This window comes from Marinomonas sp. IMCC 4694, from assembly GCF_008122525.1.
GTDB lineage: Bacteria > Pseudomonadota > Gammaproteobacteria > Pseudomonadales > Marinomonadaceae > Marinomonas.
This window is the reverse complement of sequence record NZ_VSRV01000001.1, coordinates 329,473-353,023: the sequence shown is the minus strand read 5'-3', so window position 1 is coordinate 353,023 and position 23,551 is coordinate 329,473. Positions and strand designations below refer to the sequence as shown.

At 46.3% G+C, this 23,551-nt stretch carries 22 protein-coding genes; 14 read left to right on the top strand and 8 right to left on the bottom strand.

Translation table 11 applies throughout. The features are described 5' to 3' along the window. Nucleotides 1–65 precede the first annotated feature (65 nt). On the bottom strand, nucleotides 66–554 hold the full coding sequence (tadA, locus tag FXV75_RS01650; RefSeq protein ID WP_148830883.1) for a tRNA adenosine(34) deaminase TadA: 489 nt from the start codon (nucleotides 552–554) through the stop codon (nucleotides 66–68). Between the two features lie 176 nt (nucleotides 555–730). On the opposite strand from tadA, the gene FXV75_RS01645 reads away from it, so the two are divergent. Next, entirely contained in the window at nucleotides 731–1,153 is a 423-nt protein-coding gene (locus FXV75_RS01645) for a CBS domain-containing protein (protein ID WP_148830882.1), read from the top strand. Nucleotides 1,154–1,160: 7 nt separating this feature from the next. On the opposite strand, the gene FXV75_RS01640 is transcribed toward FXV75_RS01645, so the two are convergent. From FXV75_RS01640 to FXV75_RS01625, 4 genes are all read right to left on the bottom strand, one after another. After that, nucleotides 1,161–1,418: a cold-shock protein gene (locus tag FXV75_RS01640; protein WP_148830881.1), complete on the bottom strand. Its 258-nt coding sequence runs from the start codon at nucleotides 1,416–1,418 to the stop codon at nucleotides 1,161–1,163. Between the two features lie 99 nt (nucleotides 1,419–1,517). After that, complete coding sequence (locus FXV75_RS01635) at nucleotides 1,518–4,301, bottom strand: valine--tRNA ligase (RefSeq protein ID WP_148830880.1); 2,784 nt, start codon at nucleotides 4,299–4,301, stop codon at nucleotides 1,518–1,520. 91 nt (nucleotides 4,302–4,392) lie between these two features. After that, complete coding sequence (locus FXV75_RS01630; protein ID WP_148830879.1) at nucleotides 4,393–4,881, bottom strand: hypothetical protein; 489 nt, start codon at nucleotides 4,879–4,881, stop codon at nucleotides 4,393–4,395. Nucleotides 4,882–5,136: 255 nt separating this feature from the next. After that, nucleotides 5,137–6,600, bottom strand: coding sequence for a leucyl aminopeptidase (locus FXV75_RS01625; RefSeq protein ID WP_148830878.1), 1,464 nt, complete (start codon nucleotides 6,598–6,600; stop codon nucleotides 5,137–5,139). Nucleotides 6,601–6,729: 129 nt separating this feature from the next. On the opposite strand from FXV75_RS01625, the gene lptF reads away from it, so the two are divergent. Continuing rightward, complete coding sequence (gene lptF, locus FXV75_RS01620; RefSeq protein ID WP_148830877.1) at nucleotides 6,730–7,851, top strand: LPS export ABC transporter permease LptF; 1,122 nt, start codon at nucleotides 6,730–6,732, stop codon at nucleotides 7,849–7,851. A 16-nt stretch (nucleotides 7,852–7,867) separates the two neighbouring features. Beyond that, nucleotides 7,868–8,929 (top strand): LPS export ABC transporter permease LptG, encoded by a 1,062-nt coding sequence (gene lptG, locus FXV75_RS01615; protein ID WP_148830876.1) that lies wholly within the window; start codon nucleotides 7,868–7,870, stop codon nucleotides 8,927–8,929. A gap of 62 nt (nucleotides 8,930–8,991) precedes the next feature. Here lptG and FXV75_RS01610 read toward each other — a convergent pair whose 3' ends face one another. After that, a complete protein-coding gene (locus FXV75_RS01610) occupies nucleotides 8,992–10,158 on the bottom strand; it encodes an aminotransferase class I/II-fold pyridoxal phosphate-dependent enzyme (protein WP_148830875.1) in 1,167 nt (388 codons plus the stop codon). Nucleotides 10,159–10,325: 167 nt separating this feature from the next. On the opposite strand from FXV75_RS01610, the gene dksA reads away from it, so the two are divergent. From dksA to pgi, 8 genes are all read left to right on the top strand, one after another. Continuing rightward, nucleotides 10,326–10,760, top strand: a complete 435-nt coding sequence (dksA, locus tag FXV75_RS01605) for an RNA polymerase-binding protein DksA (protein ID WP_410428241.1) — start codon at nucleotides 10,326–10,328, stop codon at nucleotides 10,758–10,760. Nucleotides 10,761–10,762: 2 nt separating this feature from the next. Then, complete coding sequence (gene gluQRS, locus FXV75_RS01600; RefSeq protein WP_187424834.1) at nucleotides 10,763–11,671, top strand: tRNA glutamyl-Q(34) synthetase GluQRS; 909 nt, start codon at nucleotides 10,763–10,765, stop codon at nucleotides 11,669–11,671. Between the two features lie 151 nt (nucleotides 11,672–11,822). Further along, nucleotides 11,823–13,136 (top strand): sigma-54 dependent transcriptional regulator, encoded by a 1,314-nt coding sequence (locus FXV75_RS01595; protein ID WP_316247077.1) that lies wholly within the window; start codon nucleotides 11,823–11,825, stop codon nucleotides 13,134–13,136. A gap of 594 nt (nucleotides 13,137–13,730) precedes the next feature. Beyond that, the gene (gene pcnB, locus FXV75_RS01590) at nucleotides 13,731–15,200 is read left to right on the top strand and encodes a polynucleotide adenylyltransferase PcnB (RefSeq protein WP_148830873.1); all 1,470 of its coding nucleotides are present in this window, start codon (nucleotides 13,731–13,733) and stop codon (nucleotides 15,198–15,200) included. A gap of 14 nt (nucleotides 15,201–15,214) precedes the next feature. Next, nucleotides 15,215–15,697, top strand: a complete 483-nt coding sequence (gene folK / locus FXV75_RS01585) for a 2-amino-4-hydroxy-6-hydroxymethyldihydropteridine diphosphokinase (RefSeq protein ID WP_222863151.1) — start codon at nucleotides 15,215–15,217, stop codon at nucleotides 15,695–15,697. 3 nt (nucleotides 15,698–15,700) lie between these two features. Continuing rightward, nucleotides 15,701–16,525: a 3-methyl-2-oxobutanoate hydroxymethyltransferase gene (panB, locus tag FXV75_RS01580; protein ID WP_148830871.1), complete on the top strand. Its 825-nt coding sequence runs from the start codon at nucleotides 15,701–15,703 to the stop codon at nucleotides 16,523–16,525. Beyond that, nucleotides 16,525–17,376 (top strand): pantoate--beta-alanine ligase, encoded by an 852-nt coding sequence (panC, locus tag FXV75_RS01575; RefSeq protein WP_148830870.1) that lies wholly within the window; start codon nucleotides 16,525–16,527, stop codon nucleotides 17,374–17,376. The genes panB and panC overlap by 1 nt, the downstream gene beginning before the upstream one ends. A gap of 27 nt (nucleotides 17,377–17,403) precedes the next feature. Then, entirely contained in the window at nucleotides 17,404–19,050 is a 1,647-nt protein-coding gene (gene pgi / locus FXV75_RS01570) for a glucose-6-phosphate isomerase (RefSeq protein WP_148830869.1), read from the top strand. 493 nt (nucleotides 19,051–19,543) lie between these two features. On the opposite strand, the gene FXV75_RS01565 is transcribed toward pgi, so the two are convergent. Continuing rightward, nucleotides 19,544–20,521, bottom strand: a complete 978-nt coding sequence (locus tag FXV75_RS01565; protein ID WP_148830718.1) for an IS5 family transposase — start codon at nucleotides 20,519–20,521, stop codon at nucleotides 19,544–19,546. A gap of 146 nt (nucleotides 20,522–20,667) precedes the next feature. On the opposite strand from FXV75_RS01565, the gene FXV75_RS01560 reads away from it, so the two are divergent. The 3 genes from FXV75_RS01560 (at nucleotide 20,668) to FXV75_RS01550 (ending at nucleotide 22,265) form a co-directional block, all read left to right on the top strand. Next, nucleotides 20,668–21,450, top strand: a complete 783-nt coding sequence (locus FXV75_RS01560) for a DUF2971 domain-containing protein (protein WP_148830868.1) — start codon at nucleotides 20,668–20,670, stop codon at nucleotides 21,448–21,450. Nucleotides 21,451–21,693: 243 nt separating this feature from the next. After that, complete coding sequence (locus FXV75_RS01555) at nucleotides 21,694–21,972, top strand: type II toxin-antitoxin system RelE/ParE family toxin (protein WP_148830867.1); 279 nt, start codon at nucleotides 21,694–21,696, stop codon at nucleotides 21,970–21,972. After that, nucleotides 21,972–22,265 carry a HigA family addiction module antitoxin gene (locus FXV75_RS01550; protein WP_148830866.1) on the top strand — a complete coding sequence of 98 codons (294 nt, stop codon included), beginning with the start codon at nucleotides 21,972–21,974 and terminating at the stop codon, nucleotides 22,263–22,265. The genes FXV75_RS01555 and FXV75_RS01550 overlap by 1 nt, the downstream gene beginning before the upstream one ends. 38 nt (nucleotides 22,266–22,303) lie before the next feature. Here the strand turns inward: FXV75_RS01550 and FXV75_RS01545 are convergent, their stop codons facing one another. Continuing rightward, nucleotides 22,304–23,440, bottom strand: coding sequence for a Fic family protein (locus FXV75_RS01545; protein ID WP_148830865.1), 1,137 nt, complete (start codon nucleotides 23,438–23,440; stop codon nucleotides 22,304–22,306). Nucleotides 23,441–23,551 lie beyond the last annotated feature (111 nt).

The window sequence follows — 23,551 nt, the reverse complement described above, 5'->3', positions numbered from 1 at the left end:
ATCAAGGAAGCAAATAGAGGCCAGCAGAGTATGAATTTTCTACACAAAATGAGCGAATAAGTGGATCAAATCGACTTTTTCGCCTGCTCTTTAAGCTTCTTCTTTTGTTCACGACGATATTGGAAGAATTGTGTGAGCTGCACAGAGGCTATTTCAGCCAATACGCCCGATACAACATCGACCTTATGGTTTAAAAAAGGCGCATCAAAAAAGCGCGCCTGACTTTCCACCACACCGCTTTTAGGTTCCGTCGCCCCATAGACCACACGCTCAATACGAGAATGAACCATGGCGCCCGCGCACATAGAGCAAGGCTCCAAAGTCACATATAACGTCGCACCGGGGAGTCGATAATTATGGGTGTTTTGACACGCCATGCGAATCGCTTGAATTTCAGCGTGCGCCGTCGGATCACACAAAGAAATGGGGGCATTATAACCTTCGCCGATGATTTCACCGTTCAGGACTACAATCGCACCGACTGGAATTTCGCTTTTGTGGCCTGCTTCGGCGGCCAATTCAATGGCCCTGGCCATCCATTTTTCATCTGTCATTCCTGATCTACCTCGACACAGCCATACTGACTAAAATACAGGATTGCCTTTAGAATAGGTTCCGCTCTACACTTAATAGCAATATGATTAATCGCAGTACAATTAATAGTAACAAACTGGCTATTAGTTTAAAAAACAATGCACACTGTATATTGCACACACAAGAGGACTCATTTATGCGCACTGTGGCAGACTTAATGGTAACGAATTTGGTGACCTTAAAAGAACACGACTCTTTAGCCAAAGCCAAAGAACTCATGCAGGAAAGAAACATCAGAAACATCCCCATCACAGACGACGAGGGTCGATGCGTAGGCATGCTGACACAACGCGAATATTTGCGTTATGCCTTTCATCTAGTTAGCCAGTTTGGCACGCAACTCATGTCTAAAAAAGAGCAACAAACCCCTATCAGCCACGCCATGAACAAAGACATCTTAACCCTAAGTCCAGAGACAGATTTAGACATGGCCGCTGAGTTTTTCATTGAAAACAAATATGGCTGCTTGCCAGTGACACAAGATGACAAGCTTGTCGGTATTTTAACACCGGTAGATTTTGTGAAATTGGCTCATACCATGCTCAACCAAACCGCCTAGTATCCGCTTACGCATTGACTCGCTGCTTATTAGAGTAAGGGATGACGGGTTTAGTCTCTTTCTCTAATTGAATACCAATGGCTTGCACTCCAAAATCCGTATCCGTCAGTTCAAAGCTGACGACTTGGCCTTTTCTTAACGTTTTATGCCCATCAGACACAATCGATTTGTAATGCACAAACACATCACAGTCCTCTTCACGTTGAATAAAACCCACGCCTTTCGCGTCGTTAAACCACTTCACCTTACCACTTAATCTTTCCATTATAGTCGCCTCTTTTTTTATTTTTATTTAAAGTAAGCGCAAAGCCAGACGTTCGAATAGACGGCTGGCTTTTGTCTTGTTGCATTCTTGCACTTTAAATTACAAGGATGCGATGCTGATTTTTTGCTCTTCTAGTTTACTTACGGCTAATTGCAAATCGTCGCATTTCGCACGCTCTTTCTCGACCACATCCGCAGGAGCTTTTGCAACAAAGCTGTCGTTAGACAATTTGCCTTGTATACGTTGCAAGTCTTTGGAGGCTTTGTCGATTTCTTTCTGTAAACGTGCCAACTCCGCGTCTTTATCGATCAATCCCGCCATTGGCACCAAGACTTCCATATCACCGACAAGAGCGGTGGCTGACATAGGCGCTTCGTCGCCTGGATTTAACCAAGTCACCGATTCTAGTTTTGCTAAGGTTTGCAAGAAGGTCACGTTCGCTGCTAAACGCGCTTTGTCTTGCTCGGCGCCGTTGCGCAACAAAATCGTCAGCGGCTTAGACGGCGCAATGTTCATCTCGCCACGAATATTACGAATGCCTTCGATTACGCCTTTTAACCATTCTACATCGGCTTCGGCCTGTTCGTCTTTTCTACTTTCATCCGCAACAGGGTACTGACTCAGCATAATGGTGTCGCCTTCCACGCCAGCCAATGGTTTAACTCGCTGCCAAATTTCTTCGGTCAGGAACGGCATCATCGGATGCGCAAGGCGCAAAAAAGCTTCCAATACACGAACCAAGGTGCGACGAGTGCCAGTAAGCTGTGCCGTGGTGGCATTTTCGTCCCAAAGCACGGGCTTAGACAACTCCAAATACCAATCACAGTATTCGTGCCACATAAACTCATATAACGCCTGCGCGGCCAAGTCAAAACGATGAGTATCAAACGCACGGTTCACCGCGTCTTCAGCGTGCTGCAAGCGTGAAACAATCCACTTATCCGCCAATGACAATTCAACGTCAGCGCCGTGTTGTCCACAATCCTGATCTTCGGTGTTCATCAACACATAACGGGTCGCGTTCCAAATTTTGTTACAGAAGTTACGATAGCCTTCCAAGCGATTCAAATCGAACTTGATATCACGGCCACCCGACGCCAAAGAGCATAAAGTAAAGCGTAAGGCATCGGTGCCGTAAGCTTGAATACCCTCTGGGTAAGTGTCGCGAGTGTTCTTTTCAACTTTCTCAGCAAGGCGTGGCTGCATCATGCCGTAGGTACGTTTGGCGACCAAAGACTCAAGATCAATACCATTGATCAAATCCAACGGGTCAATCACGTTACCTTTGGATTTCGACATCTTATCGCCGCGCTCATCTCGAATCAGCCCCGTAATGTAAACCGTTTTGAACGGGACTTTATCAGTGAATTTCAACGTCATCATGATCATTCTGGCGACCCAGAAAAAGATGATATCGAAACCCGTTACCAACACATCCGACTCACTGAATTCGGCAAAGTCTTGCGTTTCTTCCGGCCAACCTTGCGTGGCAAAGGTCCACAACGCCGAAGAGAACCAGGTGTCTAATACGTCTTCGTCTTGAGTCAGCGCCATATCAGCGGCTAAATTGTACTTAGTGCGCACGTCCGCTTCATCTTTGCCCACGTAGAATTTGCCGTCGGCGTCGTACCAAGCGGGAATTTGGTGTCCCCACCAAAGTTGACGTGAAATACACCAGTCGTTTAAGTCGCGCATCCAGGCAAAATAGGTGTTTTCCCATTGTTTTGGCACAAACTGAATATCACCGTTTTCGACGGCTTCAATAGCAGGTTTCGCCAGCGATTCCACTGCCACATACCATTGTTGTGTCAAATAAGGCTCAATCACGGTATTGCCACGCTCACCACGAGGCACTTTTAGTTTGTGGTCGGCAACTTTTTCCAACAAGCCCAGCGCTTCAAAATCCGCTACTACCGCTTTACGAGCGACAAAGCGATCCATACCACGGTACTTTTCTGGCGCAACATCGTTTACCGCGGCGTCGTCGTTGAAGATATTGATCAAGGGCATGTCGTGACGTTTGCCGACTTCATAGTCATTAAAATCGTGCGCAGGGGTGATTTTTACGCAACCGGTACCAAATTCTTTATCGACGTATTCATCCGCCACAATCGGGATACGACGACCAACAAGGGGTAACTCGACGAATTTTCCGACCAGATTGGTAAAGCGTTCGTCATCTAACGCGACCGCTACGGCGGCATCACCAAACATAGTTTCAGGTCGTGTCGTTGCAACAACAATGTGATCCTTGCCATCGGCTGTTTTGACGCCATCAGCAAGAGGGTAGCGGAAGTACCACATAAAACCATTTTCTTCTTCAGACACCACTTCAAGGTCAGAAATCGCCGTGTGTAGTACAGGATCCCAGTTTACCAAGCGTTGCCCGCGGTAAATAATGCCTTCATCGTACAAGCGAACGAACACCTCTTGCACCGCGGCCGACATGCCTGGGTCCATAGTAAAGCGCTCTTTCTCCCAATCGACTGAATCACCCAATACGCGCATTTGATCAGAAATGGTGCCGCCAGATTGGCCTTTCCACTCCCACACTTTTTCTAGAAACTTCTCACGGCCTAAGTCATGGCGCGTGATATTTTGTGCGGCAAGCTGACGCTCTACCACCATTTGTGTCGCGATACCCGCATGGTCGCTGCCCGGCTGCCAAAGTGTGCGGCTGCCTTTCATGCGTTCACGGCGAATAATGGAGTCCATTAAGGTATGCTGAAACGCATGCCCCATGTGCAAACTGCCGGTGACATTCGGAGGCGGAATCATGATCGAAAAAGGCGTGCCGTTGCCTTGAGGTGTGAAATAACCACCCTCTTCCCAACGTTGATAAATAGGTTGTTCGATGCTTTGAGGTTGGTAGGTCTTTTCCATTATGATGTCTTTAGGCTCTTAGGTAGCGGTCAATGTTTAGTACAAGAAATTATAACGTGTCAGCACAAGATAAAGAACAACCGCCTCATAATTAAGGCGTTTGAGTCTGCGTATCGGTGTTGTGTGCGGGGTTTTCCTGAGTCGCAGCAGGCTGTACAGGCAGCGAAGGAGCATGCAAATCCTGCATCACTTCTGCTACCAGTTCAGCCATAAAAATTGGCAAGCGTCTTTCTAATGCCGCCGTGATGGCGCTGGCAACTTGATCTTGAGATACGGCAAGCGTTGGTACCGAAACCGTGTCTTTACTGACACTTTCAACCTCATTTTCTCGGCTTGGCTCATTTGATATGGACGTTGGCAAACTTGGGGCAAGATGTGCTTCCAACGGAAGCGGCTTATCCGGTGCATTGTCGTCAAACGATTGACGTAAGTACGCTTCTTGGCGGCTTGTGAACGCGTCAGCATCGCTCACAATATCCATCAAAATGGGGATATCATCCTGATTGCGCAACGCGGACATCAAGGTCTCTTCATCTGGCTCGAAAATACCGTCGTCCTGTGAAGTGGCTAGATCTGACATAGGAAAAACCAATAATAAAAAGATAAAAACACAAGCACCTGACAGACAATTAAATTCAATCTATCACTCTATAACGCCTCACTTTCGCATTGAAGAACACAAAAGTCTACCCTCTATAAAAGAGGGGAAAACGTTATTTTGCTTAAAACCGAACAACAACACAAAAAAAGCAGCGATCAAAAACCGCTGCCTTGTCATTTTACTTTATTAACATCGCTCATTCTTTAACGAAAAAACGCTGTTTAATACATTGCGTTATGCATTTTTACTCAACAAATAACGCGTTAACAAGGCGACAGGGCGACCACTGGCCCCTTTCGCTGCGCCACCCGCCCATGCGGTACCGGCAATGTCCAAATGCGCCCAAGGGTAAGAGCCAGTAAAGCGAGACAAGAAACAGGCCGCGGTCACCGATCCGGCTTCTGGGCCACCGATGTTACCAATGTCCGCAAAGTTGCTGTCTAACTGCTGCTGATACTCTTCGTCTAATGGCATTTGCCAAATTTTATCGGCCGACGTTTGGCTAGCCACTTTCAGCTCGGCCGCCAAATCATCATTATTGGCGTACATACCTGAGTTCACGCTGCCCAAGGCAACAACACACGCGCCCGTTAGTGTGGCAATATCCACGACGGATTTTGGCTTAAAGCGCTCAATGTAGGTCAACGCATCACACAATACCAAGCGCCCTTCGGCGTCAGTATTCAAGATCTCCACCGTTTGACCCGACATGGTTTTCACAATGTCACCAGGCTTCGTAGCACGGCTGCTTGGCATATTTTCAGCCGCTGCAATCACCGCCGTAAAATTCACTTTCGGCTTCAATTCGCAAATGGCCTTCATAGTACCAAACACACTGGCCGCGCCACACATGTCGTACTTCATTTCATCCATTTTCGCGCCAGGCTTCAACGAAATGCCGCCCGTGTCAAAGGTAATGCCTTTACCAAGCAACACGTGGGGCGCATCGCCTTCTTCACCGCCACGGTAATGCATCACAATTAAGTAACTGGGTTGCGCGCTACCATGACCGACAGACAACAGACAATGCATGCCCAATTCGTCCATCTTAGCTTCGTCTAACAATTCAACGTCGATATGGTAGTCTTCCCCTAACTGCTGCGCTTTAGACGCCAAATAACTTGGCGTACACACATTGCCTGGTAAATTACCCAACTGACGAGCAAACGCAGAACCTTCTGCGGTCGCGGTACCAATCGCCAATGCAGCGGCATCGGTACCTTGCAATTGAATGCTTGTCACCTTTGTCGCTTTTTCAGCATCGTCTTGTTTGAAACCAAGGAAGTTATAAAAGCCTTCGTTGATCCACTGAGCAACCAACGCCAACACCTCACTGTGCGAACGATCTTTTAACGCAAGTTCTGCACTGGCAATCGCTACTGACTCGAACGGTAAGCTTTTGATCTGTGCCGCCACCGCCGCCATTACTTTGCGCGCTTGCATGTCACTCAATACGGCGTTTTTACCAATCCCCACCAGCAACACCGCGTGGGCAAACTCTTGAGACACGCCAGGCAACAGCAAGGTTTGCGCTACGCCGCCTTTAAAAACACCGGTTTCGCGTAACTGAGAGAGATGCCCATGGGCGTTCTCGTCAATCCAAGCAGTCGATTCAAAAAATGCCCCTTCACTCGGAACAAACGCCACAAGCAAGTCGGCTTGCACGGTAGAGAAACGATCAAATAACGCCATATTCATGAAAAAACCCTCAAGCAATAACTTTTTAAAAAAAACTGGATAATGTCCTTCTTACCACGAGATAATGGGGGCTTTAGACACGTAATCAACTCCACGCTTTACAAAGGCGGCGTTCATCCAGAGGTAACTTTGAGACTATTCAGATATTTAGCGAAAGAAGTGCTGGTGTCAACCGCCGGCGTGACGCTAATTCTCCTGCTTGTTATTCTAAGCGGCCGCCTTTCTAATTACTTAGGGCGTATTGCGGAGGGCAAGATGACCTTCGAATTTCTGTTTATTATCCTTGGTTATCATATTCCCAGTTTTGTACAAATGATCCTGCCTCTGGCGTTTTTCTTGGCACTGCTATTGGCATTCGGGCGTTTGTATATTGAAAACGAAATGGCCGTTCTGTTTTCCAGTGGCATAAGCAAAATGAAACTGGCCGTTTACACACTAGGCATCGCGTGTATTATCAGCCTCGCCAGCGCATCGATTAATTTTTGGCTAGCGCCATTCAGTGAATATCGAGCCGCAGAAGCCTCCCAAGAACAAAACAAACTCTCTGCTTTTGATTTTCTTTTGCCGGGACGCTTTGAAGGCAGCGGACAGCGCACAACCTATATAGACAGTTTCACACCAAATGAAGGCTGGATGAATCAAATATTCCTATCTGATGTCGTGCGTAAAAAAGGTGGCAATGTGCCCGTTTTAACGTTTGCCGCCTACGCCGAACAAATTAGAATTCGCTCAGAAGGCAATTTAAACTATCTTGTTTTTAAAGACGGGGCGCGTTACGAAGGCAAGCCCGGTACGGCCAATTATCGCGTGACACAATTTGATACCTATGCCGTAAGAATGGAAAACGAAACCCGTAGCGTCGTAGTCGAACCTTATACGAAAACCACTTTGGATTTAATCAACAGTGACGTACTGGCCGATAAAGTGGAACTGCAATGGCGCATTTCATTGGTTGTTATCATCCCTATTCTAGCCATTATTGGCCTGTCTTTGAGCCAGGTAAACCCAAGACAAGGACGATTCTTTAAGATGTTGCCCGCCATTTTATTAATGATTTTTTACGTTGCTCTGCTCATTTGGGCTCGCACCGAACTCGAAAAAGGCAATATATCCATTCAACTTGGATTATGGTGGGTTCACGGTCTCTTTATTGGTGTCGCAGCAGGACTGTTTGCCCAATACAATCAAGTATTTGATCGTCGCAAAGCCAGATTGCCTCACTCAGAAAAAACAAACGAGCCATCCGTATGAACAGAATCACTAGATTATGAATAAAATAGACAGATACATAGGAAACACCGTGCTGTGGGCGTTTTTAATCGTCATTGTCGTGCTGCTCGGATTGGATTTTACACTGACGTTTATTGAGCAGATCAAAAGCGTGAATGACAGATACACGATTCAATCGTTATTGCAGGTCATACTTTATCGCCTACCTGGCAAACTGGCTGAATACATTCCGGTCTCTTCTCTCATTGGCACCTTGATGGGGTTAGGCACCCTAGCGGCCACCTCTGAACTGACCGTCATGCGTGCCGCCGGCATGCCTATTTGGCGGATTGGATTTGCAGCGTGCCAACCTATTTTACTGGTTTCTTTGTTGGGCATGGGGATTTCTGAATTCGTGGCCCCCATTGCCAGTCAAAAAGCCAATTTGATCGAAAAGTTTCAAGATCAAGAAAGTGGCACTTTTTCGCTAACGGGTGGGGTTTGGCTTAAAGCGGATAAAGATTTTGTTTACATCGATGCCGCTGACTCCTCAGGTAAACTGTATAATATTCAAATTTTCTCTGCGGATGGCCAGCGCTTAAAAAGCATACGCTCCGCCGTCAGTGCACAACATACAGAAGGAGCAACATGGCAACTCAACGATGTGACCAATACACGCTTTCTCGATAATCGCATTGAAAAAAACAGCATGGCGCACGCAGACTGGCATGTCAGCATCACTCCTGAGCATTTATTCTTAGCCTCACAGGAACCTGATACCTTATCTTTAAGCCAACTGTACAAATACCAATCGTACCTGACATTACAAAAGCTCGATGCCTCACAGTATGAGCTTGAATTTTGGATCACCGCGTTACGCCCTATCGCCTCGCTGGCTCTAGTATTGGTCGCACTGTCTAGCGTGTTTGGCCCCTTACGGTCTTCCACGATGGGCAGTCGAATATTCTCTGGGGTCATTATCGGACTGGCGTTTCAAAATGCGTTAAACATGTTCGGTAGAATGAGTGTTGCGGTCAGTTTTCCGCCCGTCATTGGCGTCAGCATTCCGATTATCATTTGCTTAATTGCTGGTATTATTTTGGTTCGACGCAGAGGATAACCTTCCTCTGCGGGTTCTCTTTTTAACCGCGTTACCGAAGCGAATGACATTAATTGAGTCTATTAAGACGCAATAAAACGCGCGATTCTTACCAGCGCTTGTTTTAACTTTCCTTCATCACAAGTGTAAGCAAATCGCACGTATTTGTGTGCGTCTTTAATGCCGAAATCTGCGCCTGGCGTTAAGGCCACTTTTTCTGTTTCAAGCAGTGCCAAGCACCACGACATGGCGTCTTGCGTCACACTCGACACATCCACATACACGTAAAATGCCCCTTGAGCCGGCGCCACTACCGGCAGACCGATGTCTTTAAGCCCCTTTAGTAAAATCAAACGACGACCATTTAAAATCTGTCGACGCGATTCACATTCCGCCAACACATCCGGTTGAAATGCGCGAACTGCCGCGTATTGAGACACCGTTGGCGCAGAAATAAACAAGTTTTGCGCCAGCTTGGTCGCTCCTTCAATGGCCCATTCTGGAACAACAATCCAGCCTAAACGCCAGCCAGTCATGGCAAAGTACTTGGAAAAACTGTTGATCACAAAAATGTCTTCAGCAATCGACAAGGCCGAGAAATCTTCGCCATCATAAACTAAACCTTGGTAGATCTCATCCACCAGCAAATGCCCACCCAACGCCTGCACTTTTTCCCACGCCTCAGTGAGGTAGGCTTTACTTAATACCGCCCCCGTCGGGTTAGACGGTGAAGCAAGCCAAAGACCTGACGTGTTCTCATTCCAGTGGCCCGCGAGCGCACTTAACTCCATCTCGAAGCCGTCGTCAGGTCGTGTTTCAATCAGCCGAGCATTTGCCCCCGTTTGAATCAAAAAATGACGATTGCACGGATAACAGGGATCCGGCATCAAAACCTCTTCGCCTGGGTTCGCCATCAATGACGCCATTAACAACAAGGCCCCTGACGCTCCGGGCGTAACGATAATGCGCTCTGGAGACACAGCGACATCGTAGCGCGCTAAATAGTCATCACTGATGGCTTGCTTCAACTCTGGCAAACCCGTTGCCGCAGTATAGCCAGTATTACCCGACTGAATCGCCGCCACACCAGCCTTCGCCACGGCTTCAACTGCGGTGAAATCTGGCTCCCCCACTTCAAGGTGGATCACATCTTCGCCTAACGAAGCTAGGTACTTTGCTCTGGCTAAAACCGCCATCACTTGAAACGGCGCAATCTGCGCGACTCTCTCGGCTAATGTGTGCTTTTGCATCGTGTTTTCTCTGCTTTTCTTGGATCGTTTTGAAAATATCGCGACAATTTGCGCAAAAAATGTGGTTAAGCGCCCCGTTATCTGGTAAGTTTCCGCCCGAAAATAAACCCCTAATTTTATCGGTTACAGGCTACCACAATGGAAACCTGCGAAGTGAGGCAATGCTAATGCCAAAAATGAACCCTGAGTCATTAATGAAAGACTTCACTCCTTATGTTGCTAAGGATGGCGAAGAATACATGAACGAGAAACAGTTGGCGCACTTTAAAAGCATTCTGCTGAATTGGAAGCAGAATCTAATGGAAGAAGTTGACCGCACCGTTCATCACCTTAAAGAAGAAGCGGTAAACTACGCTGATCCTAACGACCGCGCCAGCCAAGAAGAAGAATTCAGCTTAGAACTTCGCGCTCGTGACCGTGAACGCAAACTGGTAAAGAAAATCTCTCAAACAGTTGAGCTGATTGACGCTGATGACTATGGTTTTTGCGAAGAGTGTGGCATCGAAATCGGCATTCGTCGTTTAGAAGCTCGCCCAACAGCAACCATGTGCATTGACTGCAAAACCCTAGCAGAGATCAAAGAGAAGCAAATCGGCGGATAACTATGGTGTCACACCATACTAACGACGATGCAACACGCTATCGCGGCCGATTCGCCCCTTCGCCAACCGGCCCTCTGCATTTTGGCTCCCTTGTCAGCGCACTCGCGAGTTTTTTGGACGCTAAAAAAAACCAAGGCGACTGGATTATTCGTCTCGAAGACGTCGACGGAACCCGCTGCAAAGCGCAATACACCGAAGATATTTTAGCCACCCTCCATAGCTATTGTCTTTTTTCTGATGAACCCATCCGCATTCAGAGCCAGCACACCGAAGAATACGAGCAGCATTTATCTCGCCTCAAAAAAAGCCAAGCCGTCTTTGCTTGCAATTGCACCCGTCAGTCATTAGCTCAATACCGCGGTCAGCATCCACATGTTTGCACTAGCACAACCAATACCAATGCCCCCCATTCATGGCGCTTAAAAGCCAGCGACACACCTTACTTTTGTGACGACAGCATTCAGGGACGCTTAAGTTTTGTCGACGATTTGAAATACAACAGCCCTGTTTTAAAACGCAAAGACGGTTACTTTTCGTATCAGCTTGCTGTCGTTGTCGACGATCATCAGCAAGGCATCACACATCTTGTTCGAGGTGCCGACCTCATCGACACTACCGCTCATCAGTTACACCTTTATCATTTGCTGAACTGGACGCCCCCTTCGATGTGCCATATCCCACTGATCATCAATCAACATGGCGATAAAATCAGCAAGCAAAATCACGCCAAAGCCATTCAAAACGGCCATCTCCCTACATTATTGCGCGCACTGCATTATTTAAACATCGACCTGAGTACGGTTCACACAATCGAAGACGCGCTACGGCTCAGCACCCAACAATGGGCACCGGAAACATTAAGAGGGAGCCAAAACCGACCACTTAAGCCACAAGACCAGCATTTTTTGTAAATCAAATCGTGGTGACTTCTTGTCTTCCACACCTGGCTCGACCTCGCTTCTTGCATGTGTATAATCGTTACACTAGTTACAAGAGGTGACAATAAATGCACAGCATCATGATCATTTGTCCAGAACACTCCCTACTTAGCGCGTCTGAAAAATGGCTTTCTCGCTATGGCTTTCACGTCAACACCAGCCAGAACCTCGAACAAGCCAACCGATAGAGTTTCACCTTTTACTGATAGACCAAGAAGCCATTCAAGCACTAACGGGGCAAGACGCTGAGCTGCCTAGCGCAGTCCGCCGCATCGTACTCGACGCCAAACCCAGCTTAAGTACCGGCGTGAACTGTATGGCTCATGGCGCCCTCTATTATTTGCCTTTGCCAACCGACTCAGAGACCCTGCTAAAACACGTCGTTAATGCCTTAGAGCAAGCAGATTCCATGGCTCCTGCTTCAAGCCAGAATACTAATGCATCGTCCTCACAACCAGCTGACGACGCCATCACACTGGGCAACGCCAGCAGTGGCATTATTGGCCAGTGCGCTCCAATGCAAGATCTGTTCAGCGACATGCATAAAATCGCAGGCACAGACGTGACCGTTTTAATACGTGGCGAATCAGGAACAGGGAAGGAGTTGGTTGCCAAAGCGCTGCACAATCTCAGCAAACGCCATCGCTACCCAATCATCAGCGTTAACTGTGCGGCGATACCCGAAAACCTAATAGAATCAGAACTGTTCGGACATGAAAAAGGCGCGTTTACCGGTGCCAGCACCTCCCATGACGGGCTTATTTTTGCGGCAGACAAAGGCACCTTGTTTTTGGATGAAATTGGCGAATTGCCGCTAGAAGCTCAAGCAAGACTTTTACGCGTCCTGCAAGAAGGCGAAATCCGCCGAGTCGGGGCAACACAGTCTACCAAGGTGAACATTCGCCTTATCACGGCCACCCACAGAAACTTGATAGAAATGGTCGGACAAGGGCTTTTTCGGGAAGATTTGTACTATCGACTCTATGTCATGGAATTGCTTCTTCCGCCCCTCAGAGACAGAGGCGACGACATTTCGACATTGGCCCAAACCCTACTCGAAAAAGCCTGCATAAAGCACGACAAGCCTATTTATCACTACAATCGTGCTTTTGACAAAGCCATTAGAGCCCATCAGTGGCCTGGCAACGTTCGAGAATTAGAAAATGCCATCGAACGTGCCGTTATCCTCAGCCCCATCGAAAAAGTCGACGCCATTAATTTAAAGCTCGCCAACCAGCAACACTCAAACCAACGTACACACTCAACCATCATGACGAATGGCGACGTTTTTACCGGCACCACACTGGATGACTATTTAAAACACTTTGTACAAACGCACCAACACAAGATGACAGAAACCCAACTTGCACACTCTCTGGGCATATCACGAAAAAGCTTATGGGAAAGGCGACAAAAACTTGAAATAGCAAAAAAGTAACAAACAAACGGTAACAAGTGATACTAAAATACCCACATAACAACGTCAATATTGTAAGAAAAGTGTACAGAATTGCATTAAACCCTAATTAAATCAGCACTTTATTACTTTTGGCACAACAAATGCCTTATGTACGACACAACGATAAGAAGATTGACCCAGAATAAAAATAAGTTAATCGTCGTATGTAGGTTCTTAAAAATAACAATAACACTTAGGAACACTGTAGCCTCTTCAAATAAAAATAAAATTTGAGGCTATGGATGGAAAATCGCTTTGGATAATTGATCTTTTTAGATAGAAAAGCCTTCTAGGCAATGAAAACAATGCAACAATAAAAATAAAACCTGAGTAGAACTGCTGAAGCAGCACCCACTTTGTTTTCGGAACTCGTATCTTCATGTATCCAAAGCGATTATTTTGTTTACTATTGTGTAAATGAAAATCGCTTTTTAGTTTATGCCTCACGTTAAAACCACGTCGTCAACCCCTTATTAATACCCATGTAATTCGCCTAAATCACGCCATTATTCGTGTAACTTCTACCTATCACGTGTAGAATGTCGTTTTCGTTCACTTTGAAATTTGTTGTCTATGCCTACAGGATTAAAATCTCTGCTTCGTAAAGTTACCTCTCTGTTTGCCTCCGCTCAGGCTCAGACTTACCCTATTATTGTTCCGCGCAGCGATCACAGCTTATCTCGTCAAAATTTAAGCCCTAACGCGGTGAAAGTCTTGTATCGCCTTAATAAAGCCGGCTACGACGCTTTTCTTGTGGGTGGCTGTGTCCGTGATCATCTAATTGGCATTGAGCCCAAAGACTTTGATGTCGTCACTAATGCGACACCGGAAGAAGTGCATGGAATTTTTTCAAACTCTCGACTGATTGGCCGCCGTTTCAAGCTGGTCCATGTCACTTTTGGTCGTGAAATCATTGAAGTGTCCACATTTAGAGCACATTCCGCGCAAGACGACAATGACGATGACGAAACTCAAAACACCTCACTGAAAGGCAAAGACTCTGCACGGTCAGCGCACGGCATCGTTCTACGCGACAACGTATATGGCAACATCGAAGAAGACGCCGAACGTCGCGATTTTACCTTTAATGCCTTGTATTACAATGTTCAAGATTTCAGTATCCACGATTACTGTGGCGGCCTAGCAGACATCGCCAACAAGCAAATTCGTATTATTGGCAATGCGCGTCAGCGTTATCAAGAAGATCCCGTGCGCATGCTACGAGCCATTCGATTTGCGGGTAAGCTTGGCTTTGAACTGGAAGCCGAAACCGCCGCTCCAATCAAAGAAATGGCGCATTTATTAGACCACATTCCACCGGCTCGATTGTTCGAAGAAGTACTAAAACTGCTTGGCAGCGGTAACGGCATTAAGACTTTTGCCCTTCTTCGCCAATATGGTTTGTTCCGTTACCTCTTTCCAGATACGGACGCTTTATTGCAAAGCGGATGGCAACGTGACGACATAGACCCAGAAGCTTTTATTCTTCAAGGGTTAAAAAATACCGACGACCGCATTCAAAGTGGCAAAACGACGGCGCCCTACTTTTTGTATGCCGTGTTGCTGTGGCCCAGTGTGTGCTTGCGTCATGAAGAGTTTCAAGCTCAAGGCATGCCCGCCACACCGGCGCTGCATCAAGCGGCCAATATGGTATTGGACAATCAGGTGGCGTCTACCGCCATTCCTCGACGCTTCTCAACCCCAATGCGTGAAATTTGGGACATGCAGTATCGTTTACCGAAACGTTATGGCAAACGGGCCTTTTTACTGCTCGAACACCCACGTTTTCGAGCCGGCTTTGACTTTTTACTGATCCGTGAATTAAGCGGTACCGACTTGGATAAGCTTGGCGATTGGTGGGAATCTTTCCAACATGGCACAGAAAGCCAACAAAGAGACCTAATCAAAAGCATAGATACCCGCGCCAATGACAAAGATGGTCCCAAAAAACGTCGCCCAAGACGTCGACGAAAAAGTAATGGCAATAGCAATGGCTCAAAGCATACGACATCCCCCTCACAAAGCGACTCATCTGATAAGTAAGAGGGTGTGCCGTGATACATGCTTACATTGGCCTTGGCAGCAATCTTGATAACCCGGTGGCGCAGCTTGATCGCGCCATTGAGACCCTAAGACAACACGACGGTCTTCATCATCTTCGTGTTTCTGCCATCTACGGCAGCAAACCCGTTGGCCCTCAGGATCAACCGGATTATGTTAACGCTGTGGCCTCGTTCAATACCTTACTTTCTCCTCTTGATCTGCTCGACTTATTGCAACACATTGAACAAGACCAACGCCGTGTCAGAGAACGTCATTGGGGACCGCGCACCCTAGATTTAGATCTGTTATTGTATGGCCAAGAAACCATCAACTTACCCAGGCTTGTTGTTCCCCACTCGTTTATGCTGGAACGAGGCTTTGTAATAAAGCCCCTAAACGACCTAGCACCCGATCTTTTACTTGCTAATGGCAACAAGGTCTGTGAGCAATTACAACAACTCGACACCAGTGATTTGGTCTTTATCAAAGAAGAGTAAATAATGTATTCAGACAACGCACAAAAAAAACTCACTAAGCCGGTTACTTTATCAACACTCAAAAAAATGAAAGCAGAAAAAGAAAAAATCACCTGCTTAACCAGCTACGACGCTTCTTTTACCAACGTGATGAACGTCGCCGGTGTTGATACAATTTTAGTCGGTGATTCGCTTGGTATGGTGATACAAGGCCAAGACAGTACCTTACCCGTCACGATTGAAGACATGTGCTACCACACGGCGGCCGTTAAACGCGGCAATACCAATGCCTTTATTCTCGCCGACATGTCTTTTATGAGCTACAGCAAGCCTGAGCAAGCGCTCGACAACGCCGCAAAACTCATGCAAGCCGGAGCCAATATGGTCAAGCTCGAAGGGGGGAGCTGGCTCGCCGATACCGTCAAACTTCTAAGCCAACGCGGTATACCGGTGTGCGCGCATTTAGGTTTAACCCCCCAATCGGTTCACAAGTTTGGTGGCTATAAGGTCCAAGGCAAAAGCCAAGACGCGGCCGACTTATTGTTACAAGAATCGTTGGATTTGGTCGCAGCTGGTGCCGACATTTTATTGTACGAATGCATCCCCATCGAACTGGGCAAAACGTTAACCGACGCCGTGCCGGTACCAACCATCGGCATTGGTGCAGGGCATCACACCGATGGTCAAGTTTTAGTGATGCACGACATGCTTGGCATCAACTTAGGCCACACACCAAAATTTGTTAAAAACTTTTTAATCGAAGGTCGCAATGTCACTCAAGCCTTTGAAGCCTATGTCAAAGAAGTCAAAGACACGACCTTTCCAGGACCCGAGCACGGATTCAAATAATGAACACATTTCATACGGTTGCTGAACTTCGTACTGCGTTAAAAATAGAGCGACTCAAAGACAGAAGTATTGTTTTTGTGCCTACTATGGGTAATTTGCACGATGGGCATATGTCACTCATTCGTCGTGCCGCACAAGAAGGCGACGTGATTGTGTCGTCCATTTTTGTCAATCCCATGCAATTTTCAGCGAACGAAGATTTAGAGCGCTACCCAAAGACATTACAAGAAGACAAACGCGTACTCGAAGCCAACGGCTGCCATTATTTATTTGCCCCAGATGCTCGCGAAATGTACCCCGATGGCAAGCGCAGTCAAACGCAAATTGAAGTCATGGGGTTATCTGACATACTCTGCGGCGCGTCTCGACCAGGGCATTTTGTTGGTGTATCGACCGTAGTAACAAAATTATTTAATATTGTGCAGCCCGACTGCGCCATATTCGGCAATAAAGATTTTCAGCAATTAAAAGTCATTGAAGACATGGTCCGTGACCTAAGCTCCAACGTACGTATTATCGGCATCGATACCGCACGCAATGACGATGGGCTCGCCATGAGTTCTCGCAATGGCTACCTAACCGAAGAAGAAAGACGCATGGCCCCGGCGATGTATCAAACTTTGTTATGGGCGAAAGAGGCGCTCCTAACGAACAGTGCGAGTCACGAGGACATTCGCGAACAAGCTCAACAGAAGCTTGAAGCGGCTGGTTTCCGTCGTGATTATTTTGAAATACGCGCACAAGATAATTTACAAACACCGTCAGAAGAAGAGAAAAGCCTGGTCATTTTGGCCGCGGCATACCTAGGCAGCGCAAGGCTGATAGATAACCTGCGCGTAGAACTGGCCTAATTCACTTTACGACTAAGGGAGACTGAAATGCGCTCACCCACAGAATTGACTGCTTGGCAAAAGCTAACAGAACACAAACAAGAGATGGCGTCCGTTGAGATGGCTTCTTTGTTTGCAACCGATCCCGCTCGTGTCGAAAAATACACGGCAAACGCAGCAGGCTGGACATTAGATTATTCAAAAAACCGCGCCAATGAAAAAACGATTTCTCTACTAACAGACCTAGCAAAAGAAACGGGACTTGAAAGCGCCATCAAAGGCATGTTCAGCGGCGCACACATCAATAATACGGAAGACCGCTCTGTGTTGCACATTGCCCTTCGTGCCAGCCAATCCCAAGAAACATTGATGGTTGATGGCGTGAACGTCTTAGCAGAAGTTCGCGCCACACTAAAACAAATGGAAAAATTTGTTGCCCAACTGCACAGCGGCGAATGGAAAGGCCATAGCGGAAAAACCATGACAGACGTCGTCTCTATCGGCATTGGCGGCTCTTACCTTGGTCCGAAAGTGGTGGCCGAAGCGCTAACGCCCTATAAAAGAGACGGCATCAAGGTGCATTTCGTCGCCAACATAGATGGCTCCGACATTACCGGCAAACTCAAGCAGCTGAACCCAGAAACCACTCTTTTTGTGATCTCATCAAAAACCTTTGGCACGCTTGAAACCTTGTCTAACGCCAACGCGGCACGGAACTGGTTTCTAAGTAACGGTGGCTCTGAAACGACAGTAAGTAAACACTTCGCTGCGGTTAGTTCCAACGTGAAAAAAGCCGTCGACTTTGGCATGGCGAAAGAAAACATCTTCCCAATGTGGGATTGGGTTGGCGGACGCTACTCGCTTTGGTCTGCTATTGGCTTGCCGGTTGCCATCGCCGTTGGCATGGATAACTTCTACCAATTGCTGGACGGCGCTCACCAAATGGACGAGCATTTCCGCACTGCACCATTCGAAGAAAACCTCCCTGTCATCATGGGCGCACTTGGCGTGTGGTACATCAACTTCCACAACGCACAAACGCATGCCTTAATTCCTTACGACCATTACCTTCGCGCCATGCCGGCTCACATCCAACAGCTCGACATGGAAAGTAACGGCAAAACGAATCTATTGAATGGCGACGGTGTAGCAACCGACACAGGGCCCATCATCTGGGGTGGCGCTGGTACCAACGGCCAACATGCTTACCACCAGTTATTGCATCAAGGTACACGTCTTGTTCCTGTGGACTTTATCGCCCCCTTGGCGTCTCATAACCCCATTGGCGAACACCACACGCAATTGTTTGCTAACTGCCTAAGCCAGTCGCAAGCCTTAATGGTGGGTAAAACCCTTGAGCAAGCCGAGCAAGAACTTCGTGATGCAGGCGCAACCGCTGAACAAATCGCCAAGATTGCACCGCACAAAGTGATCAAGGGCAACCGCCCCAGCAACACCTTATTGACCGATAAAATGACACCCGCCACCGTGGGTGCCTTGATCGCCCTCTACGAGCACCGTACATTTGTACAAGGCACAATCTGGGGTATCAACTCATTCGACCAATGGGGCGTAGAGCTAGGCAAAGTATTGGGCACCGACATCTACAACCGCCTCGTTAGCGACAGCGACAACAGCGCACTGGATGCTTCGACCCAAGCACTGATCAACGCGTTCAAAAAAGCACAGATTTAACCGTTTAGCCTTTCATACAGCACCACTAAAAACACCAGCCTCGGCTGGTGTTTTTGTTATCTTGGAGCCAATAAACAAATCGTAGGGCATCATAAGCGCAGCGTAATGTGCCAAAGAAAGCGAAGCTTTCATGTAAGTCACGGCTTCAGCCCGACAACCACGCAACTTCCTCGCATAACCCCATAATCAGCCCGACACAGACTTTTGTGCATGACAACAAGCCAAGCGGCGTTTCTCTTCGAAACTACCGCCTACCTCATCGAAACGCCGCTTGGTTGTTAAGAATATTAAAATTCGTTAATTAAATGTCTTATTTTACACTAGTAGAGACCTTTGCATGAGCAGTCGATCTAGCCATATTGCTTGCCAAAGGTCTTTTATAAAAAATTCAATCAACGTCTTTATAGAAAACGGTCAACATCGTTAAAAATCAGTGCTCTTTAACTCATAAAAATGCCCACATAGTCCACTTGGACGGACTTTACTTGCTATCTCAGCATTCTCGTTGGATACGAAACGCCCGTTTTAGGTTGTAAGCCATACAAATTAAACTCACCCTAGCCTGATTGCGAGCCCGTCCTAGATAACGCGCTTTACCTAACCCATAGTGCAATTTCATTATCCCAAAGACATGCTCTACACGGGAACGAATACTGGAAAAATAACGGTTTTGCTTTTCTTGATCCTCGTTAAGAGGTCTATTACGATAAGCTCGATGGATAATGCATTCTTTGACCTTTTTTTGCTTCAATAACCTGCTGTGCTGGGCACTTTTGTACGCACTGTCTGCATACACTTCCCGCTCATGACCAGTGAGTATCGATTCAAATGGAATCGAATCGTGAACATTGCCTGCCGTGAGCATGACTTCTTTGACAAAACCATCCTCATCCACATTTGTATGGGCCTTAAAACCATAGGTGGTTTTACGTTTTCCATCGCTGCTTTGCTTAACGCTATAGCCTGCTTCTGGGTCTTGCGTGTTTTTACCCTCAGCATTCTTACGAGGACGAGCATTCTTCGCTTCTATCACGCTGGCATCTATGATGCTTATCTCACCTTGTTTGATGATCAGACTTTGTTCGGCTAACTGGGCATTGATCTCGGTCATCGCTGCGTCTAGTAATCCGTTTTTCTCTAGCAGATTACGGAAACGCCAAATTGTACTGTGGTCGGGAACGCCTTGATCTAGGCCGACACCGACAAACCGGCGAAATAATAAGTCGCGAGCCAGTGCTTTTTCCAGCGCTGGGTCACTTAGGTTGTGCCATGATTGCAATAACAAAGCTTTAAACATCATCAACGGAGGCCAAGCGCGTTCACCTTTTGTACGGTTGTGAATGTCACAGAATAATCGCTCAATGCAGGACCAATTCAACAAGTCATGAATCTCGTCAAATTCTTCAATAAACCGATTCGATGCTTGCAGCGCATCGGCAAAGCTCTGTTGTTTTAACTCTTTCCACGCCATTTTTTGATTGCTCTTCTTTGCTTTTGGTTATTATCTCATAGGATCGAAGGGGATTATTCGTGCAAAGGTCTCTAGTAGCAAGTATCAAAGACTTTTAGTATCAATAAATAAGACGCGGTAATAATTCTTCAAAAAGTGGTAAGTTGATGATAAATGATAAAGAAAATGTTGCTCATTACTCTAAATCTAAAAATTTGTCGCATATATTAAAGGACAAAAAAATCAGGTTTGGACGAGTTTCAGGCTTAAATGATCCACGTGAAAGTTCACTTGGCTGGATAGACGTATCTGGCATAGGGAATGAACATAATATTGAAAAATATATTGAAGCTAATGATATAAAAAATTATATAGGTGAAAACCTCCGCCTACTATGTACCACTCAACATTGTGAAAACGATTTATCAACCAATACGATTGAAACAAAGATATATGGCCTGCCAAGGATGTGGGCGCAATATGGAGAAAACTCAAAAGGCTTTTGTATCATTTTAAATCAAAAAAACTTAAACCAAGAAATAGAGCTAGAAACTAGAAAATCTGAGCACATTATTGCAGATAAAGTTAATTATGTTGATTGGCTTTCTATTGTAAACGGCAGCATCACCATAGAGTATGGTGAAGAACTCCAACCGTCTCAAAAAAATATATTTGAAACCATCAATGAAAATCAATTCCTAAAGCATCTCTACTTCAAAAAAAATATTGATTGGTCTGGAGAAAAGGAGTTTAGATGGTTAATCTACTCGGAGAGAAAAGAGGATATATTAGTATCGATACAAAGTTCCATAGAAGCTGTTGTTTTAGGGTGTGATTTTTCGCCCGAAAAGCATGCAGAGGTTAAAAAGTACTGCGCAGACTTAGGCTGCTCTTGCTTTATGCTTAGGTATCAACATCCCAGATATATATTAATCCCACTGCTCGAGTAATAAATATAAAAGTGGGCGATTGAAATCAGCTAAATCTATAAAGGTCTGATTCTCTCGTTTATCGAGTTTGGTCTCTTCACTCATGATTTACTTCATACCTCGCATTCCTGCCGCCGCCTTCTAGGCGATATAAACAATCTTTCTCGCTAAAGTCATGGGCTGCGGTAGTTTTGGCTCTTAGGCTACCGCCAATAACATGATTTTTTCATTGAGTAGTGATGCGCATCACGCTAAACTTCGCTCATGATTAAATCATTTAAACACAAAGGCCTTAAGAAGTACTTTGAAACAGGCAGTGCTTCCGGTATTCAAGCAAAGCATAAAAGTAAGTTACGTATGCAACTTACTGCGATTGATACCGCCCAAGAAATTGATGACATCAATTTACCTGGTTTTAAGTTACATACCTTAAAAGGTGACCGTGATGGGATTTGGTCTATTACTGTAAACGGTAATTGGCGCATTACTTTCGAGTTTATTGATGGCAATGCTTATATTCTAAACTATGAGGACTACCACTGATGAGTATGCATAATCCTCCGCATCCAGGTGAATTCATATATGACGTCTATCTTGAACCTGCAGGCTTGAGTTGTCGGTACTTAGCCAAACAACTGGATGTGGCTTCTTCGACCTTGAATCGAGTTTTAAAAGGTCAAAGTGCTGTATCACCAGAAATGGCTCTGCGTTTATCAAAAGCATTAGGCAGGACTCCCGAAAGCTGGTTAGCTATGCAAGACAATTATGATCTTTGGCATGCAAAGCAGCATCTAAATTTAGCCAATGTTCATGAAGTGAATTTCGCAATGACTTGAAACCTAAAAAGCTAGAACCCTTTGCTCGATTTGCTAATTCAAATAGCCAACCCATACCTCGCATTCCTCCCGCCGCCTTCTAGGCGGTACAAGCATTCTTTTTCAACTAAGTCACTGAGGTCTCGGGTGGCGGTGGCTTTGGAGCTACTGGTAATGCTGATGTATTTTTTGGCACTGAGTCCGCCTTCGAAGCCATCCGACCCTGCGTTAAAGAGTTTGCTAAGCACTTTCTTTTGGCGTTCGTTCAGTTCGGTGTGTTGATGTTTTTCCCAGAATTTGGCTTTTTTCAATACAAAGTCGATTTTCTGAGCGGCTTCTTGCTGCGCCAATAAAACGGAGTCGACGAACCATGTCACCCAGTCGTTAATATCTAAATTAAATTGGCTGGCTTTGTTGAGTCCATCGTAATAAGCGTTTTTGTCTTTCTCGATGATGGTCGACAAGCTGAGTAATGGTGGTCGATTAAGGTCTTGAGCCAAGGCCATTTCGGCAATTGCTCGCCCTACTCGGCCGTTGCCATCGTCAAATGGGTGGATGGTTTCAAACCAAAAATGCGCGATGGCCGAACGCACTGGCCCAGCAAGAACGATATCTCGCTGTGCTTTTAATGGATTAGAGCGGTTAAACCAATTTAGAAATCGGTTTATTTCTGTATCGACTTGATACGCAGGCGGCGCTTCGTAATGCACTTTTTCATAGCCAATTGGGCCAGAGACGATGTGCATAGGTTCTGCGGAATCTCGCCATTGACCAACCTTTAGGTTACGAGGCAATAGGCTATTCTCTGGCTGTGGAAGAACCAATTGATGCCAATGAAACAAAGTGGCTTTTGTGAGTTCGCCAGCGAAGCTGTTCCGCACATCGACCATCAAGGCCGCCATACCTTCAGCTCGCGGATCGGCGATTCGGGTTGGTGGATTACTCAAGCCTAAAAAGTTCTTGATAGAAGAACGCACGTCTTCACGATCCAAACGCTCGCCTTCTATCTCGCTGGTGTTAATGGCTTCGCTCACCATGAGGTCGATATAGGCATCGTACTGCAACGTATTTTCAAGCTGACTCATTCCACCAGACAAACGACCAGCCTCTAACGCGTACTGATACAAAGCGTCTCGGCATAGAGTTTCATCAAGGGTGAAGTTTGGCCAATCAGGGTGTTGCCAGCTGTATTTCATAGTATGAGCCAGTTAAGTGAATTATTCGGCTCAGAATATCACTATTTAATGAGCCGAATAAACCATTTATTCGGCTCATGCTTTACTTCGCATTTCGCAGGCACAAAAAAA